15 protein-coding genes are annotated in these 18,257 nt (G+C 45.2%); 4 read left to right on the top strand and 11 right to left on the bottom strand.

The annotated features are described in order from the left end of the window. The first annotated feature begins 5 nt into the window (after nucleotides 1-5). A complete protein-coding gene (gene odhB / locus M1K58_RS22370) occupies nucleotides 6-1,247 on the top strand; it encodes a 2-oxoglutarate dehydrogenase complex dihydrolipoyllysine-residue succinyltransferase (RefSeq protein WP_256761109.1) in 1,242 nt (413 codons plus the stop codon). A 280-nt stretch (nucleotides 1,248-1,527) separates the two neighbouring features. Here odhB and M1K58_RS22365 read toward each other — a convergent pair whose 3' ends face one another. The 3 genes from M1K58_RS22365 to M1K58_RS22355 are packed head-to-tail and all read right to left on the bottom strand — an operon-like array spanning nucleotide 1,528 to nucleotide 5,079. Beyond that, nucleotides 1,528-3,636, bottom strand: coding sequence for a CotH kinase family protein (locus M1K58_RS22365; RefSeq protein WP_256761108.1), 2,109 nt, complete (start codon nucleotides 3,634-3,636; stop codon nucleotides 1,528-1,530). A gap of 14 nt (nucleotides 3,637-3,650) precedes the next feature. Next, nucleotides 3,651-4,364 carry a DUF4956 domain-containing protein gene (locus M1K58_RS22360; protein WP_256761107.1) on the bottom strand — a complete coding sequence of 238 codons (714 nt, stop codon included), beginning with the start codon at nucleotides 4,362-4,364 and terminating at the stop codon, nucleotides 3,651-3,653. A 1-nt stretch (nucleotide 4,365) separates the two neighbouring features. Then, nucleotides 4,366-5,079: a polyphosphate polymerase domain-containing protein gene (locus tag M1K58_RS22355; RefSeq protein ID WP_256761106.1), complete on the bottom strand. Its 714-nt coding sequence runs from the start codon at nucleotides 5,077-5,079 to the stop codon at nucleotides 4,366-4,368. Between the two features lie 173 nt (nucleotides 5,080-5,252). Here M1K58_RS22355 and M1K58_RS22350 point away from each other — a divergent pair, with 173 nt between their 5' ends. Continuing rightward, entirely contained in the window at nucleotides 5,253-6,506 is a 1,254-nt protein-coding gene (locus M1K58_RS22350; protein WP_256761105.1) for a purple acid phosphatase family protein, read from the top strand. A 91-nt stretch (nucleotides 6,507-6,597) separates the two neighbouring features. Here M1K58_RS22350 and M1K58_RS22345 read toward each other — a convergent pair whose 3' ends face one another. From M1K58_RS22345 to M1K58_RS22330, 4 genes are all read right to left on the bottom strand, one after another. Continuing rightward, nucleotides 6,598-7,545, bottom strand: a complete 948-nt coding sequence (locus M1K58_RS22345) for an ROK family protein (protein WP_256761104.1) — start codon at nucleotides 7,543-7,545, stop codon at nucleotides 6,598-6,600. A 17-nt stretch (nucleotides 7,546-7,562) separates the two neighbouring features. Next, a complete protein-coding gene (locus M1K58_RS22340) occupies nucleotides 7,563-8,747 on the bottom strand; it encodes an ROK family transcriptional regulator (protein ID WP_256761103.1) in 1,185 nt (394 codons plus the stop codon). Between the two features lie 125 nt (nucleotides 8,748-8,872). After that, a complete protein-coding gene (locus tag M1K58_RS22335; RefSeq protein ID WP_256761102.1) occupies nucleotides 8,873-10,441 on the bottom strand; it encodes a putative bifunctional diguanylate cyclase/phosphodiesterase in 1,569 nt (522 codons plus the stop codon). Between the two features lie 112 nt (nucleotides 10,442-10,553). Next, entirely contained in the window at nucleotides 10,554-12,098 is a 1,545-nt protein-coding gene (locus M1K58_RS22330) for an ArnT family glycosyltransferase (protein ID WP_256761101.1), read from the bottom strand. Nucleotides 12,099-12,299: 201 nt separating this feature from the next. Here M1K58_RS22330 and M1K58_RS22325 point away from each other — a divergent pair, with 201 nt between their 5' ends. Continuing rightward, nucleotides 12,300-13,637, top strand: a complete 1,338-nt coding sequence (locus M1K58_RS22325; protein WP_256761100.1) for an FAD-dependent oxidoreductase — start codon at nucleotides 12,300-12,302, stop codon at nucleotides 13,635-13,637. Between the two features lie 49 nt (nucleotides 13,638-13,686). Here the strand turns inward: M1K58_RS22325 and rnz are convergent, their stop codons facing one another. The 4 genes from rnz to M1K58_RS22305 all read right to left on the bottom strand — a co-directional run bounded on the left by rnz (nucleotide 13,687) and on the right by M1K58_RS22305 (nucleotide 16,469). After that, nucleotides 13,687-14,634: a ribonuclease Z gene (rnz, locus tag M1K58_RS22320; protein ID WP_256761099.1), complete on the bottom strand. Its 948-nt coding sequence runs from the start codon at nucleotides 14,632-14,634 to the stop codon at nucleotides 13,687-13,689. A gap of 150 nt (nucleotides 14,635-14,784) precedes the next feature. Then, on the bottom strand, nucleotides 14,785-14,997 hold the full coding sequence (locus M1K58_RS22315; protein ID WP_256761098.1) for a hypothetical protein: 213 nt from the start codon (nucleotides 14,995-14,997) through the stop codon (nucleotides 14,785-14,787). 72 nt (nucleotides 14,998-15,069) lie between these two features. After that, on the bottom strand, nucleotides 15,070-15,813 hold the full coding sequence (locus tag M1K58_RS22310) for an SDR family NAD(P)-dependent oxidoreductase (protein ID WP_256761097.1): 744 nt from the start codon (nucleotides 15,811-15,813) through the stop codon (nucleotides 15,070-15,072). 62 nt (nucleotides 15,814-15,875) lie between these two features. Continuing rightward, nucleotides 15,876-16,469, bottom strand: a complete 594-nt coding sequence (locus tag M1K58_RS22305; protein ID WP_256761096.1) for a P-loop nucleotide/nucleoside kinase family protein — start codon at nucleotides 16,467-16,469, stop codon at nucleotides 15,876-15,878. 310 nt (nucleotides 16,470-16,779) lie between these two features. On the opposite strand from M1K58_RS22305, the gene katA reads away from it, so the two are divergent. Then, nucleotides 16,780-18,237 carry a catalase KatA gene (gene katA, locus M1K58_RS22300; RefSeq protein ID WP_256761095.1) on the top strand — a complete coding sequence of 486 codons (1,458 nt, stop codon included), beginning with the start codon at nucleotides 16,780-16,782 and terminating at the stop codon, nucleotides 18,235-18,237. Nucleotides 18,238-18,257 lie beyond the last annotated feature (20 nt).

Here is an 18,257-nt window from a genome sequence, read left to right as displayed (position 1 = left end):
CAGCAATGAGTGACATTATAGTACCGGCGATGGGTGAATCCATTACCGAAGGAACAATCTCAAAATGGATCGTCAAAGTTGGAGATACAGTTCAACAAGGTGATCTTCTATTAGAACTTGAAACAGATAAAGTAAACCTAGAAATTAGCGCCGATCAAGATGGCGTTGTTGCGGAAATTCTCGCGAATGAAGGGGATACTGTAAAAATAGGTGAATCTGTCGGCAAAATTGGTGCTGCTGGCCAAGCCGCAGCTGCAGCTGTAGCTCCAAAACAAGAAACTGCACCTGCTCCTACTGCGGCACCCGTTGCTGCTCCGGCTGTTACTGCTTCTTCTAGCAGTAACGATAGCGGTGCTACACTCGCTACTCCGGCAGCAAGGAAGCTTGCTAGAGAAAAGGGAATCGACCTAAGCACATTGCCTGCTCGTGATCCAATTGGACGTATTCACTCGAGTGATGTTGCATCTGCGGGTACAGTTCCTGCAAGTGCTGCACCACAGGCTGCTAAATCGGCTGCTCCTGACAAAGCAACATCGAATTCAAACAAACCAGAAGAGCGTAAACGGATGTCACGTCGTCGTCTAACGATCGCCAAGCGTTTGGTTGAAGCGCAACAAACGGCTGCAATGCTCACAACTTTTAACGAAGTTGATATGACTGCTATTCTTGCAGTTCGTAAACGCCGCAAAGATTCATTCAAAGAGAAGCATGATGTGGGCTTAGGCTTCATGTCCTTCTTCACTAAAGCAGTTGTAGGCGCATTGCGTGCATTCCCTCATCTGAATGCAGAAATTAACGGCGAAGACATTATCGTCAAAAAATATTACGATATCGGTATCGCGGTTTCCGCTAAGGAAGGCTTAGTTGTTCCTGTCTTGCGTGAAGCGGATCGTCTTGGCTTTGCTGAGATCGAGCGCACGATCGTACAATTGGCTGGTAAAGCTCGTAACAATACTTTGGAATTGTCCGAGCTTCAAGGCGGAACGTTCACAATTACGAATGGCGGCGTATTCGGCTCGTTGCTGTCCACTCCGATCTTGAACGCACCTCAAGTTGGTATTCTTGGTATGCACAAGATCCAGCTTCGTCCAGTAGCTATCGATGCTGAACGTATGGAAAACCGCCCAATGATGTACATCGCTCTCTCCTACGACCACAGAATCGTTGATGGTGCAGAAGCTGTACAATTCCTTGTGAAAATCAAGGAAATGCTCGAAGATCCAGAAACGCTATTGCTCGAAGGTTAATCCCTCAAAAGCAAAAACCTTTTCGCAGCCTGCACGTGTTATTGTGCAGGCTGGTGAAAAGGTTTTTTTTGTTTGAATTGGATTTGGGTTGCGGTTGTATTGCGAGAACAGTTCGGTCTCATCGAACTGTAGCGCGGATTTAGGGCATTTGGTGCTGTGTAGTTCGGTTTCGTCGAACTGTAGCGAACATTTAGGGCAATTTGTGCGTGCAGTTCGGTTTCATCGAACTGTAGCTGCGCACTCCGTCGATTGTTGAACATCGTTCCTTAAGCTAACCTTATTAAAGCCGTTTACGTTTGTACAAGGTCACAAACAGACCAGCTAAGCCGAGTACCGCCAAAGCAACAGCTGTTGTGATGACTCCTTCGTTGCTACCTTGAGGTTGAATTCCTGCTTGCCCGCCCATAGCACCCATGCCACCCATTCCTCCTGGGCCACCTTGACCTCCGCCAAAACCTCTGTCGCCTCCACCAAACTCCCCACCAGGACCATTTTGCATTTGACCACCTTGCCCGTTCGGTGCTTGAGCTCCTTGATCATCTGGCATTTGACCACCTTGCGCATTCGGCGCTTGAGCTCCTTGATCATTTGGCATTTGACCACCTTGCGCATTCGGCGCTTGAGCTCCTTGACCATTTGGGACTTGAGCTCCCTGTTCATTCTGCTGGGTCTGACTACTTTGTCCTTGCTCAGCTTCTGCTACGCTTTTGCCATCAGTAGGTGAAAAATCCGTGAGCATAACATCGCTTTGCATATGAGCGTCCAGGGTTACTGTGCGAATAGCAGCATCTTGAGCTCGACTGCTCATTTCCTCACCACTCCGAGCTCCGTTAGTTGCTTGCCCATCACTCGATGCTTTCTCCCCACTCGGAATTTTGCTAGCGGCGTTACCGTCACTCGATGTCTTGTTATCGCTTGGCGTTTGCATACCGCTCGGCACTTGCTCACCAGTTGGTCGCTGACCACCCAGCTGCGTTCTGTCTCCTTGACGCATCTGACCACCGCCAAAGCCACCCATGCCTCCGCCGCCCATACCACTACCGCTCCCACTTCCGTCCCCGGAAGCAGCAATCGAACCGTCCAATTGCCCAGATACGTTAGCCACTCGGCTAGACGTAAAGGTTACGAGCTGCGGTATCGCACTTTCATACTGATCGTAGGTATAGAAAGGGCGTGGATCTTTCTTAACATACGGTGAAATCATCTCTTTAATCTCGTTTACCCTTGCTTCGAACACCTCATCGGACAAGTAACCATTAATCATGCTTTGTATCATTTCATGGTACTTTTCCTTATACTCTGCCACTCCAAGTAGCTTAGCAATTAACGGCCGATCTGCTAAAGCACCCTGCGTTGGCTCATCGATCATCACTTGAGAGCTTCCACTCCCCATGCCGCCAAAGGACATATTGTAATCCCACGGCAACACGGAGAACACTCCATCATCTTCATACAAATAATAATTTTGCTGATTAGATCCTAAGTAGCTGTCCATATTAACGGTAACAGCATTCAAGCCGATATATTTGAGTGCCCCTTCAACATCCAGCACCTTCTCATAATCCGTTCCGTTATTCAGCTCATCCAGCATATCCACTAGAATATCGTCATTCGAAGATTTCGACTTCTGTACAAGGCTAGAGTAGGATTCGATGTTATCGTCTTGCCATAGTAAATCCCCGCCGCCTGAGCTGCTTACACCTCCTGCCCCTCCAGCACCTCTGTCGCCAAAGCCACCTCCACCGCCGCCTCCGCCGAACTCTGCTTTATATAGTGCTCCATACGAGTTATCGAAATGTCTTTCTAAATAAGCATCACCAATTTGCTCAATTGCCAAATAAAAGCCCCAAAGCTCTCCATTCACATACACGTTGACGTATGAATACTCTGGTGTCGGCAATCCCATAGACTCCGCAAGCTCATAGGTTAGAAATTCCCTCATGCTCGTTGCATCACTATAATTGTTGTTTAGATTGATTTTGCTAATTCCACTTAAGGTCTGACCCGATATATACTCATCGAAGCTCAGCTTAAAGCTGTATCGATCTGAATCCGATGAAACAACGCTACGTAACGAAAGATTACCTTTCGTGCGAATACCAATGTTGTCTAATTTGATCCCGTTATATTCAACTGAGGCCGTCTTCATCTCTTCTGCCGATGCATTATCCAGCATATTTTGAAAATCGTCCTCGTCAATTGTGATCCTCACATCCACGACCTTATCTTTAGGAAAAATATTCTGCTTAATCTCTTCAGTTGCTGCCGAGTTGGACCATGCGTGAACTACACTATCCACGCTTTGGATACGTATGTTCCACAGTAAAGTGCAAGCCAGCACGACAGCGAAGAAACCAATCAAAACCGTATAGGACTTCCGCGACCTCATTTTCTCACCACCCATTATTGTGATACGTAATCGCCACTATAGCTAATAAGAACAGCGTTCTTCACACCATTAAGTGCCATGAGTTGATTAACAAATCGAGTTTCTTGATCACGCAAACGCACTTCCACCGTCATCTCGATGTTGTTGCTTGTTACTGTCTTCTGCTTCACGTTAAACCTTTTAACAAGAACATTTAGTTGCTTATGAATCGCTTGCTCGCTACTATCTCCTTCACAATTCACAACAAGTAGATATGGTGTTTCCAGTGAAGCCTTCTTCACGAATACAAAAAGAACGAGTCCGATAATAATTGAACCAATAATCGCTAGAGAGAAGAAACCAGCACCTGTTACGATTCCCGCAGCTGCTGCCCAGAATAGAAATATCAAATCCGTTGGGTCCTTAATCGGTGTTCTGAACCGAACGATGCTGAGCGCTCCGACCATCCCAAGTGACAAGATCAGATTCGAGTTAATCGCAATGATGACCATTGAGGTAATCAGCGTCATGCCGATCAGCGACACATTAAAGCTCTTGGAATACAAAATGCCACTGAAGATACGCTTGTAAAGAACATAAATAAACAGCCCCACGAAGAAGGAAATAAGCAAGGTAATGATGATCTTACTAATATCGATGTCGTTCGTGAAGTTTTCCTGAACTGAATTTTTTAGAATATCGGAAAAGGTCGTTTTCGCCTCTGTTGCCGTTGTTGTATTTGGTTCCATATTATTGGTCCTCCCAGGAATTGAATTTCAGCAATTTTCTGCATGTTACATATTTAGAATTGGATTGTCTGACCAAACCGTTGGTTTGCACTAAAGCTCGTATATATTCAGGGATATACTCGTCATATTTCACTTCAAACACCATGAAATCTTCATCGAATGCATTAATCGTGCACAGGTTAGGATCAAAGATATCGACTTGATTTAATCCCGTCTGGAGCCTTTTGTCGAACGTTATCCGAACGTTGCCAGCCGGGTGAATGTAGGCTTCCCGTACATAATCAACAATTACCTTTGGTTTTAATAGCTGATTTTTCATCCGATAATACATTTCCAATAGCAGTGGTTTGGATGGATTATTCAGCACCTCATAATCGCCTGCCATAATGGCTTCATACATCTCTCTCGTTAACGGCTCTTTCACCTTCGAGACATAATCGTTGAATTTGATTTTTTTCTCCAAATGAATGACTTTGTCCGAACGGTTGTAAATTCTAATTCTGTACTTTACTCTATCTCGAACACCACCTAACTTCTCATGAAGCGCTTTGTTCTCTATGTCATCAAAGTACAAGCTTCTGATATGATAATCTCCAGTTGAACCGGCATACTTGTCCAGCATCAATAAATGCTTGAGTTGCTGTTTAATGATTTGATACTGATGATGATTCATGTGATACTTTAACTCGTGACGGTATTTCAGTTGTGAATTCATTTGTTACACCTCGATTCTGTCTCTCATCAACAAGTTAAACTTTACATTGCGATAATGATTGTAAACTTAATATTAAATGAAATATGCCTTAAGCTGGGCTGAGTGTTTGCTGAATGTTTCCGCTAATATCGACAGATCCATACTTGAAAAGGCAATGAAAGGGAGGCTGTACCATGCTCGCACATAAAGGGGTTTGGTTACTCGGGGCGCTATTACTTGTGGCAGTTATTGCTTTAGCCTATATTCAGACTCAGCAAAGGAGCCCATTAACTACAACCAATGAACCACATTCGATCGTTACCAACTTCAAGGAAGATGCCAAATCAACCCGATCGTTCACGTGGTATACGAATAGTTCGAACTCGGCAACCCTCCTCCAGATCGTTAAAGGTACTAGCCGTGCAGCTAATTTTGACGAACAAGACATCCTACGCTTTACAGGAACAACAACAACAATTAAAACCGGAGACAAGAGTATCCAAGGGGTGCATAAAGTGAATGCAACGGGTCTTGAGCCGGGAACACGATACACCTACCGAGTAGGAACAGGAAAAGGCACCGATTGGAGCGAGCCTGCGGAGTTTGTAACGGAAGCAGCTAATACGACGGATTTTACTTTTATTAATGTTGCTGACTCTCAAGGGATTTCTAAACAGGACTTCGAGGTTTGGGGACAGACGCTAAGCAAAGCCTTCCATACCTTCCCAGAGGCCAACTTCATAGTACATAATGGGGATTTGGTAGAGGATCCTGAAGTGGAGCAGTCTTGGGACTATTTTTTTGGCTATGCTAAAAAGTGGCTGACCAGCTATCCACTCATGCCCGTAACCGGCAATCATGATGAAGTAGAAGGCAATGCTGCTCGATTTGTCTCACACTTTAATTTACCGGATAATGCGGCGAAAGGCTCGACTCCCGGCACTAACTACTCCTTTGATTACGGTACAGCGCATTTCGTCTTCCTAAATACGGAATCCAACAAGAAGAAACAGAAGGAATGGCTCCTTGAAGATTTGTCCGGCACGAAGCAGCCATGGATCATAGTTGCTTTACACCAAGGACCTTATGGGGGAAAACAAGAGGATTCCATCATTAAGCAATGGGTGCCGCTATTCGATCAATTCAAAGTAGATTTGGTGCTGCAGGGTCATAACCATGAATACTCGCGCTCCTATCCACTGAAAGACGGCCAAATAACAACACAAGAAAACGGGACGGTCTACGTAGTCACCAACACCTCTGGCAATAAATTTAATGATAAGAAAGCGGATCTATTCTACCACCAGGTCCACTTCCAGAATAAGAAACAAATGTACTCCGGAATACGAATCAATGGTGACACTCTCACCTACGAGGCCTATGACTTTGATGACGTCATGCTCGACAACTTCGTGCTGCAGAAGCCAAGCGTCCAGAACACAATGTAATCTCCACTTACCTCGACTTAAAATAAAAATCCCGCTCCGCAATTTTCGCAGAACGGGATTTCGTATTGTGTTATTTAAAATCAGCAACCAATTATTCCGCAACCAACAGAGCAGCCCCGATCGCTCCTGCTTCTTTACCCAAAGTCGGGCTAACGATTCTAACCCCGTTCGTCAGCGAATAGATACCCCGTTCAGCAATCACTTGCTTCATCGGCTCTAATAATGGAGCACCGATGCTAGCCGCTCCGCCCCCGAGAACGATCACCTCTGGGTTCATAATGTGAATAATACTCACTAGGCCATTGCCAAGCGCCTTTCCTGCTTCTTCAATGGCTTGAGCGGATACTTCATCACCTAAAGCAGCAGCCTCAGCAACATGACGTGATGTAATCGCACTTCCGCCCGCTTTTTCTAGCAGCACTGCTGCCTTCTCCGGGAATTGCGACGCAAGCTCCTGCGCTCTTCTTCCAATCGATGTTCCAGAAGCATAGAGCTCTAAGCAGCCGATATTCCCACATAAGCAACGTGGACCGTTCATATCAATCGTAATATGGCCAAGCTCACCCGCACTCGAATCCCGACCGCGAATGAGCTTCCCTCCACTAATAATACCTGAACCGATACCCGTGGAAGCCGTTATATACACGCAATTTTGTGTTCCTCGCCCAGCTCCTACTGCCCATTCCCCATACGCAGCTGCATTTGCATCATTTTCTAAATTTACAGGAACGCCAAATTCTTGCCCTAACCGTTTGCCAAGCGGTACTTGATCCCAGCCCAGGTTCGAAGCGGTTGCGACGATACCTTCTTTGCTATTCAGCGTCCCAGCTGTCGCAACACCGATGCTAGCTAATTGGTGTTCGGGCTCCAGACAGGTCTTAATCAGCTCTATCATTCTCTGAATAACCGGTTCAGCACCCTCATGAGCATTCGTGCTTGTTTCCGCCTTATTTAACGTAACTCCATTTTCGTCCAATATTACCGCGAGTATTTTTGTGCCACCCAAATCAATTCCAACGTAAACTTTTGTGTTCATCATAAATGTTAACCTCCATATTAATCCAGAACGGATGCGCTAAATATTTTTTGTAGCATTAATGTTGCCGAGCCATATAAGGCTCCTTTATCACCAAACGATGCCTGTAAAACCCTATCCCTGTTGAACTTGAACGGGAACGGGAAACTCTCAAGCTCCGTTCTAAGCTTCTCCCACAGCTTGGGGGAACGATTCATCCAGCCTTCAAGAATCACTACCTCTGGGGCCATGAAGTTAACTGTACCTGCGATCATCAGCCTTGTCACCTGAATGACTTTATAGAATACAGCCTCCAACCAGTCTTCTCCTGCTTCATAGCGAGTAATGACCTCATCCAAGGATTGAGGGATCACTATGCCTAATTCCTTGGCAAGAGACTGGCATTTACGGAGGATATAAGGACTAGTAAGGACGGTTTCCGCACAGCCGACTTGGCCGCAATTGCAAATTTCTCCATTCGCTTCTACGGGAACATGTCCGATTTCTCCCGCTGCTCCTTTATATCCGGAATAGATATGCGAATTCAGTATAATTCCGGCTCCAATGCCTTCATTAATCGTTAAATACAGAAGGCTACTCTTATCCTTGCCCGCTCCAGAATAATGCTCCGCAAAAGCAGCTGCATTCGAATCATTCACGATTTTAATAGGAACATTAGGAAATACGGTGCTGATTTGTTTCCTCAGATTAAAGTTCGTTAGCTTCAGTAGGCTTGAAAATAGGACCGTCTCCTCCAGCTCATCGATAATTCCCGGAGTGGAAATACCGATCCCCTTGATGAGCTCCGTGTTCAACGATTCAACCTGACCCAAGACATTGTGCAACGCCGAATTGATTTGCTCTGCCAAATTATCATTTCCTACGGCGATCTTCGACTTCAACTCGGTAATACATTGACCATGAAGATTCATAACCGCGCAGATTAAAGAATTGTTGCCTATGGAGATTCCGATGACATAACCACCGTCTTTATTAATCTGCAGGGATATCGCCTTTCTTCCCGCTCCTGATGAAGGCTTCTCGCCCACTTCTTCCACGAAGTTGTTCGCGATAAGCTCTTCTATGAGAGTGGAAACCGTAGTTGCACTAAGTTTAGTAATCTTAGTAAGCTCAGCGCGGGTGATCCTGACTTCCCTATGAAGTAAATTCATGATCATGGCCGTGTTGATCTCTTTCATTAATTGCAGGTTTCCCTTTATACGCACAGCATACTACCCTCCCCGAGCCCATTCCATCCTTCTCATTTTAACATATAATCAATTGTTTAATTCATTGGACTAATTAATATAAAATAAAAAAACAAATGATTTCATTTCCGTTTTTTTTTTAGCTAGCCTGCTGTCTTGATCCATTCCTTAGCTATTATAGCGGGGAGCGGTTTACTGAACAAGTAACCTTGAATACAATCACAATCATACCTTTTCAGGTATTCTAATTGGATATAGGTTTCCACGCCTTCCGCAACTACTTTCATCCCCAGTCCTTTAGCCATCCCGATGACGAGGCCTGTTAGCGGTTGATTTTCCAAATGGTCTGGAATCTGATCAATGAAGCTCTTATCAATCTTTAATGTCTTAATCGGTAGCTTCATTAAGTGATTAAGTGATGAGAATCCCCTACCGAAATCATCCAATGCAATGGTGATGCCATGGTCCTTCAAGCGGGATAGCTTATCCGCAATGAGATCCAATGATTCAATGAGCATTGATTCTGTCACTTCAAGCTCTAGATAACGTGGATCCAAGCCGGTTTCTTGTAAAATATCTAAAACTCGCTCGACAAAGCGATGCTCAATTAACTGCACCACTGAGACATTTACGGAGACAATCGTTTGGTCATCACCATCCTGATGAATCGTTCGTATGAATTCGCAAGCTGTCCGTAGAACCCATTCTCCAATCGGAACAATTAGCTGTGTTTCTTCCGCGATAGGAATAAATTGATCAGGTGGAATCCGTCCTAGCTCTGGGCTGTTCCAACGAAGCAAAGCTTCAAAGCCTTGGACACGGGAGCTCTCGAGATGAATTTGGGGTTGATAATGGAGCTCAAATTCTCCATTATCCAATGCATGCCGGAGAAGACGCTCCATATCCGATCGATGTTGGAGAGGTATACTTAACGATACATCGTAGATGGCAAAGCTATTCTTCGCATGACTCTTAATGTGATAGAGAGCAATATCCGCATTTTTCAACAATTGTTCAAGCGTTCTGCCATGCGAAGGGAAGTGCGATATTCCGACACAGCCCGTCATGTGCTTCCGATGCTCTCCTACAACAAATGGCTTTTCAAAAATGCTGAGCAGCATTTCTACACGTTCTTGAAGCCGATCTTTGGGTTGACGGGTAACAAGGACCCATTCATCTCCACCTAGACGATAAAGCTGCTCAGATGGCTTCAACTCTTTCAATAGCCTAGTCGATATTTCCTTAATTAACAAATCTCCAAACACATGCCCATGAGTGTCATTCACATATTTGAAATCATCCAAATCAATGTAAAAGAGGGATGCATCTTTTAATATCGTCAGATTCTCAAACAAAGCAAGTCTATTCGGCAATCCCGTTAACTGGTCACGAAAAGCAGCTTGGCGAAGCTCCTCCCGATTATTAAGCATTTCCGTATAATGATTGTGCAGCTTACGCTCTGTAACTCTCATTCGGAAGGTTGTTCGATAGATTAAGTAAAATAGCATCAGGGCAGTCATAACCATGTAAAACCAGCCTTTGATCATACTAAAAAAGGCGAACAATTCTTTATCCGATATCAACGTATTTAGCGCCCTATCCGAAAAAAGAATCCACGCAGCCCCGCAAATCAAATATATGGATGCTATTCTCAGTGAAGCTTTGACAGGTGATTGTACGCGATAAGATTTGAAATCGTCTTTATTCGACATGGTCCTGCCTCCCCTGCATCCCTATGCGCTAGCCCCGAATATCCCCTAAGACCTTATCCTACACAATTCTCCAAAAAATAAAAATATCCTTCAAGAGCAGAAAATTGATCATCTATGAGGCTATCGTATCTGATCGTTGTTCCATGCGCTGAGATAAGCGTCTAGAGAATATTCGGTTTTGTAAGCCCGTATTTAGATACACACACCCATAGCCTGCGAAAACAATGAAAAAGGGCATAACGTCGAGACGATATCGAACCTGAAATTCGATAATCGTGTGCAGTACCGTATACGCGAGTAAGAGTAGCAAAGGGAAATGGATCACAGAAATCCGTCTATTCGAAACGAGTGTTCGCAAGCCCTCGTGATTGGATCTTATACGCTTATGAAAGAGTAAGGCAAACAACGAGAAACAACCAAAGAAAGCATAGGCCATATATTGGCTTCGCTCAATCGACAGGAGTCTAATTTGCCATTCATATTGATCCAAGCCGCCTAAGCTCCAATGTACCGAATCATCTTCCTTAGCCATAATCAGAACTAACTTACGAAGGAGAAGAGCCGATACCTCGACAGGGTCACTGAGTCGCTCCTTAAGAAGTGTTAATTCTACTTGATTACGCTCCGGTCCTAGAGGGTATTTCACAACATATTCGGCATCATGCGGATTCCACTGCCCATTCGATTCGGCGTTTAGTCCGACTATGAACTTCCAGTAAGGCTCCTGGTTGGAAGAAAGCTTTAAGTCTGTAATGCCAGCAGTAATGAGAGAGTAACTAATGAGCTGCTGCACGAGGAAATAGACAGCAATGAAGCTTAATCCTTTTCTCGTTAGTGTCCCCAACCGGCGCTGCCAGCTGCCACTCTTCGTCCACTCATATAGAAAGAGGAATAGTATAAATATGCCAACATAGAAGGAGCCCATGGGTCGGAACACAGATCCTAAAGCGAAGCATAAGGCCACTGTCATGATGCCAAAAACACCGTTCCTCCCTCTATGGGTCACAGCGATTAAACAGCCTGCAGCGAATAATAATGTCGAAAGATGTTGATTCGTCAGCACTGAGCACATGATGATATTCGGTATGTATGTCGCATACATAAGCCCAGCTATTCTGCCGCTTGTTTCACCGAACAGACTTGCTCCCATTCGATAGACAATCCATACCGTTAACGTTTCGAACAACACATTAAATAGCTTAAGAGGGACTAAGGATGGGCCGAATATCCGCACGATCAAGCCCTCATATAAGGTGTAGCCTAATTGATATACCCACCTGATATAATAATCCATCTTCCCGAAAGCAAAGTCCCCATCTGCAGCTTTGATCGCATAATCGTATAACACCTTAAAGTCCGACACCGGTTGCGTGTCTACGACTAATACCCAGACGACCCGTGAACCTAATGCAATGAAGAGCAAAGCCAGCCCATAAATCCTTCTCGATAGTGGACGATTGAGCCAGTGGAACAGGAGCAAATACCCAATGACAACACTCGCGGTTATTCCTACGGTAGCCCATATAGAGCCAGTTACCTTTATTCGTGCGAGTAGTGACAGGATGACTGTCCCTATAAATAAAATTAACCCACACCATAGTGCTATTGTTCCAATACTGAAGAGTAATGGTTGTCTTTGTTTTCTATGCTCGTTCATACTCCTCCTCCTTCTGAATCATTATACCTTGAGAGGATGGGTATTTTTTCTAAAGTTGTAGCCATATTACGACAGAATAAAAATTCTATTGCAAATGTTCCTTAACAAGAATAAGATGTGGTTATTCAAACATTGTGATTTAAATCACAACATATCGATTTATGTGAAATAAATCACAATTCATTCGAGGAGGAACATACATTGAAAATCATTGTTATTGGTTGCACCCATGCCGGAACCGCTGCGGTCACTCAGATGGCTAAGCTCTATCCAGATGCTAACATCACCGTCTACGAGCGCAATGATAATATCTCTTTCCTCTCCTGCGGCATCGCGCTACACGTTGGTGGCGTTGTTCACAATGCCGAACAGCTCTTCTATTCAAATCCTGAGCAATTAAAGCAGCTAGGCGTGAATACGAAGATGCGCCATGAGGTGCTCGATATCGATACTGCTCATAAAACCGTACAAGTCCGCAACCTAGTATCCGGAGCAACAAATGAGGATACGTACGATAAGCTGGTACTCACAACAGGATCATGGCCCATCATTCCGAAGATGGAAGGCATTGATCTGGACAATATCTTATTATGCAAAAATTATGCCCATGCCCAAACCATCATTCAGAAAGCAGATCACGCTCAGAAGGTCACTGTTGTCGGAGCTGGATATATCGGGATCGAGCTTGTGGAGGCATTCGAGCAATTAGATAAACAGGTAACGTTAATTGATAATACAGCCCGTGTACTCTTTAAGTATCTGGATGCACCCTTTACCGATCTTGTTGAGGAAGAGCTAACTGCACGCGGGGTCAAGCTAGCGCTGGAACAGACCGTTACTGAATTCAGCGGCTCTGAAGGTCGAGTTAACAAAGTAATCACAAGTGCTGGAGAGTATGAAGCCGATCTGGTCATTCTATGTATCGGATTCCGTCCTAACACAATGCTGCTTGAAGGCCAAGTGGAGATGCTCCCAAATGGCGCAATCATCGTCGACGAATACATGCGTACGAGCTGTGAAGATGTCTATGCCGCTGGAGATAGCTGCGCCATTCGGTTTAATCCGACCGGTAAGCATGCTTATATTCCACTTGCTACGAACGCTGTTCGGATGGGCACCCTCGTTGCCCGCAATTTAGTTAAACCAACCCTTAAATACCTGGGGACACAAGGAACGTCCGGGATTAAAATTTTCGACTATAACATTGCCTCGACGGGGTTGACCGAACAAGCGGCTCTTGACGCGGGGATGAATGTGAAAGAAATCACAATAAACGATGATTATCGACCTGACTTTATGCCAACGCATGAGAAGGCACTACTCAAAGTCGTATACGAGGAAGAGAGTGGTAGAATCTTAGGTGCCCAAGTGCTCTCGAAAGCAGATCTAACCCAATCGATTAACACGCTATCTGTATGTATCCAAAACAACATGACGATGGACGAGCTTGGCTTTGTCGATTTCTTCTTCCAACCACACTACAACAAGCCTTGGAACTTGCTGAATCAGGCTGGCCTTCAAGCTTACGTCACACACTGATCATTCACTCAAGTACGTACTCAAGTCCAAGACATCTGACGCCATTGAATTATTCATTCGCGTCAGATGTTAGGGCTGCATGAGGAATCTCATAGGGTTGCAGCTCCAATGCTGCATCTGTATGCTCGAATACAGTTCTCGCTTCTTCTTCTAGAAGTACCAAGTCCCCTAGCTTGTATCGGGTGCTAAAGTGAGTCAAGATTAGCCATTTGATCCCCGCAGCTTGTGCGATCTGTGCAGCCTGTAAAGCAGTGGAATGTCCATACTCCTCAGCTTTCTCAACTAGCTCATGACCGAAGGTCGCTTCATGCACTAACAAATCTGCATCTCTTGCAAGCTCAACCGCGCTACGGCAAGGCTTCGTATCGCCTAACACGACGATAACACGACCGGGTAATGGACTTCCCGTGACATCAACGGAATGGATCGTTCTCCCATCCTCCAATAGAACGTCCTGTCCAGCCTTCAATCTTCCATATTCGGGCCCTGCCGGGATTCCCATTTCCGCAAGTAATTCAGCATTAAGCGTTCCAGAACGTGGGTGTTCGGTTACTCTAAAGCCGAAGCTATCGACCCGATGCTCTAGCTTGGCCGTCTCTACTTTGTAGGTTTCGTCTTCGTATATCGTCCCTTCGTCAATCTCATGAATTTGCAACGTATAGCTAAGATGAGATCCAGAAATCCGCAGAGCTGACTCAATAAACTCTCTTATCCCTTCAGGGCCATACAAATCCAGTGGTTCGGTAGCGCCAAGTGAAGAACGACTGCTCAGCAATCCAGGTAGTCCAAATATATGATCCCCATGGAGATGGGTAATAAAAAGCTTCTCTAGCCGGGTTAATCGGAAGGGCATACGCATCAACTGATGCTGAGTTCCCTCTCCACAATCGAACATCCAGAACTTCCCTCCACTCTGCGACATTCGCAGCACGATAGAGGTCACGTTCCTCTCAGGAACTGGCATACCTGCACTAGTACCCAAAAACCAAAGCTCCATACCATTACCTCCCTGAATAGCTTGCACTCCATCCCCGCTTTTTAATCGGTTTGGACTGCTTCCTGTTGCCGGATTACTTAAGAGAAAAGCAGTCCGAAAGCCGATAGGCTCACATGGACTGCTTCCTTGTTCCGACAACAAGAGCAATTGTTAAACGCCCGTGCGTCTCTTTTGATTGTTTTGGACCTTATGAATCTGAGTTTTCATCTGTTTCCCATTCGTAGAATGGTTACCTTGTTGACCACTTGCTTGTTGCTGAGCCTGCTTCTTCTTGTCGAGAATACGTTTAATCGCTTCTGCTTGGCTCAATTTCTTTGCTTGCTCTGTGCCGGCATCCGCCGAATTCGTATGATTATCGCTCATATGATCACCCCATGTTTGTGTACCCTATCTATTCTACAACATTGGAGTGGGTTTATCCCATTAAAAATTTCTTTACTGCGCCGTATACCCACCATCCACAAGAAGCGTCGTCCCTGTAATGAAGGAAGCATCTTCACTGGCGAGGAATAAAACCGCTTTAGCCACCTCTTCAGGCTTGCCAAGTCGTCCCATCGGGTGAAGCCCGACAAGATGCTGAGTAATGGCCTCATTGCGTCCGGCAAGTAGTGGAGTATCGATATATCCCGGGCAGACTGCATTGACGCGGATTCCTTTAACAGCATAATCAATTCCTAACGTTTGGGTGAGAAGCTTTACCCCTCCCTTAGCCGCGGCATAAGCAGTTACGCTCGCTTTACCAACATGACTATGAATGGAGCCGCAGTTAACGATAACGCCTCCTGTATCTTGGGATAACATTTGTTGAATCGCATACTTATCGCAAAGAAACACACCCGATAAATTGATATCAATCGTTCTTTGCCAAGCTTCCATGCTCAATTCATGGGCAGGTCCGTCCTTGGCGATTCCCGCGTTCGCGAATAAAATATCAAGCTTGCCATATTTAGTCACTGTTTGAGCGACCATATTCCTGACTTCGTCTTCGTCGACAACGTTCGTCTTCACGAACATCGTATCCAAGCCTTCTGCGTTATATAGATCCGATACTTCTTGCCCTCGCTCGGAAAAGTCCGCAATAACGACCTTCGCACCCTCTTGTGCGAACAATCTGACGGCAGCTTCTCCAATGCCACTAGCTCCACCCGTCACGATGACAACCTTGGTTGCGAATCTCATAAGTAGATCTCCGTTTCAAACATATTGAAAATCAAGTTAGTCATTTGTAAATGTGCACTTATTTATACGGAACTCGCATAAACAAACTCTTCTACAAGAGCTAGTTGGTCTTCGTCAAGCGGACGTGTGTTGTCAAAAAAAAGCACGGAGCCCGCGGGCAGATCCCATTTCGGATTTCTGACAGATAAGGAGCGGCTGAATTCATTCCAGTGCTCAAGCTTCCAGCGATCTAGTTCTGAGTTCCTCTGCTCTATCCGTCTGTGATACTCTTCTAGATTCCCAAGATGGACAACGATGATCTTAACCTCAACATCCTTTAGACTAGCGCCAATTGTGGATAGCTCCCCCTCAATCCACCCCGGATCCTCCGTCTCCTTAGTAAAGGGCCCAATGACCAGTACATCATTCCCGATTGCCACATTTTCAAGTGCAGCATCCATTGTGATGCGGTAACCCAGATCACGACATAACCTCTTATAATCAGAGGAATCCCGATCGTTCGGATCAAGATTAGCTAACGTCATCATGGCTACCGCGGCTGGACGCAAAAGCGTGTCCATATCCAACATGGCGACACCACGTTTACTTGCCAACGCTTTCGCTAAAGACGTCTTCCCGGCTCCAGCTCCCCCAATGAAAAATATTATTTTCGGCATCTATATAATCTCCCGTCATCCACAGTTGCATATTAATTCGATTAGACAAAGGTAAATCCTTCTAATCACTAGAGTTACTGCAATAGTTACGAATTGTTGAACCCTGTACATTTCCTATGAATAACACGGTAGCCAAGCCCATAAGCTTGATTATCGAGCATATAGATTAGCGAAAGAATTTCCATCTTCACCCATTAATCTGAGTCAACTTCTATTCTTATTTAGAATAATTCTAATTTACTATTGATTATTTACTGATAATCGTTATCATTATATCTATAATCCAATTTATCTGAGGAGTGATTGTGTAATGAGTAACCCAAACAACAAACTCACAACTAGCTGGGGGGCTCCTGTAGGGGATAACCAGAACTCGATGACGGCAGGCTCGCGAGGTCCAACGTTAATTCAGGATGTTCATCTTCTAGAGAAACTCGCACATTTTAATAGAGAACGTGTTCCAGAACGGGTCGTTCATGCTAAAGGGGCAGGCGCGCACGGCTACTTTGAAGTTACAAATGACTTGTCCAGTTATACGAAAGCAAGCTTTCTATCCGAAATCGGTAAACGGACTCCTATGTTTATTCGTTTCTCCACGGTCGCTGGCGAGCTTGGCTCTGCCGATACAGTACGTGACCCACGCGGTTTCGCAGTGAAGTTCTACACAGAAGAAGGAAACTATGATCTGGTCGGTAACAATACACCTGTTTTCTTTATTCGCGATGCGATTAAATTTCCTGACTTTATTCATACACAGAAGCGTCATCCGCAAACTCACTTGAAAAACCCGAATGCTGTTTGGGATTTCTGGTCCTTGTCCCCAGAATCTCTGCATCAAGTGACGATTCTAATGACCGATCGCGGAATTCCAGCAACCTTACGCCATATGCACGGATTCGGCAGCCATACTTTCAAGTGGGTCAACGATGAAGGCAAAGCGGTTTGGGTGAAATATCACTTCAAGACGGAGCAAGGTGTTAAGAACCTAGACGTCGACCTTGCGGCCAAGCTTGCTGGAGATAATCCGGATTACCATACGGAGGATCTGTTTAATGCAATTGCGAATGGAGATTTCCCAGCGTGGAAGCTACATGTGCAAATCATGCCTGTCGAAGATGCGAATACTTATCGCTTCGACCCGTTCGATGTAACTAAAGTGTGGTCACAGAAGGACTATCCACTAATCGAAGTAGGCCGTATGGTATTAGATCGAAATCCGGAAAATTACTTCGCCGAAGTCGAACAAGCAACTTTCTCACCAGGCTCCTTCGTACCGGGTATCGAGGCATCTCCGGACAAAATGCTGCAAGGGCGTCTCTTCGCTTATGCGGATGCCCATCGTTACCGCGTTGGCACCAATCATAACTCTTTGCCTATCAACCGACCGCATGCGGAAGTGAATAACAATCAACGCGACGGACAAATGCGTTCTGATGGCAACGGCGGAGGATCTGTTTATTATGAGCCAAATAGCTACGGTGGAGCGACTGAATCAGCTCAAGACAAACCATCTGCATTTGAGGTGACGGGTGAAGCGAATAGCGTAGGCTACGACCATCACGATCATTACACTCAGCCGGGAGACTTATATCGTTTGTTAAGTCAAGATGAACGTACTCGTCTTGTGAGCACGATTGTTGGAGCTATGAAGCCTGTGGAGAAGGATGAGATCAAGCTTCGCCAAATCGGACATTTCTACAAGGCTGATCCAGAGTTTGGTCAGCGCATTGCGGAAGGCCTAGGTCTAGCGGTTCCTCAAGGCGTATAATAGAAAAGCCTGATGAGATG

The sequence above is a fragment of the Cohnella sp. WQ 127256 genome, from assembly GCF_024519285.1.
Lineage (GTDB): Bacteria > Bacillota > Bacilli > Paenibacillales > Paenibacillaceae > Cohnella.
The sequence above is the reverse complement of the archived record's forward strand: the minus strand, read 5'-3'. Positions and strand labels throughout refer to the sequence as shown.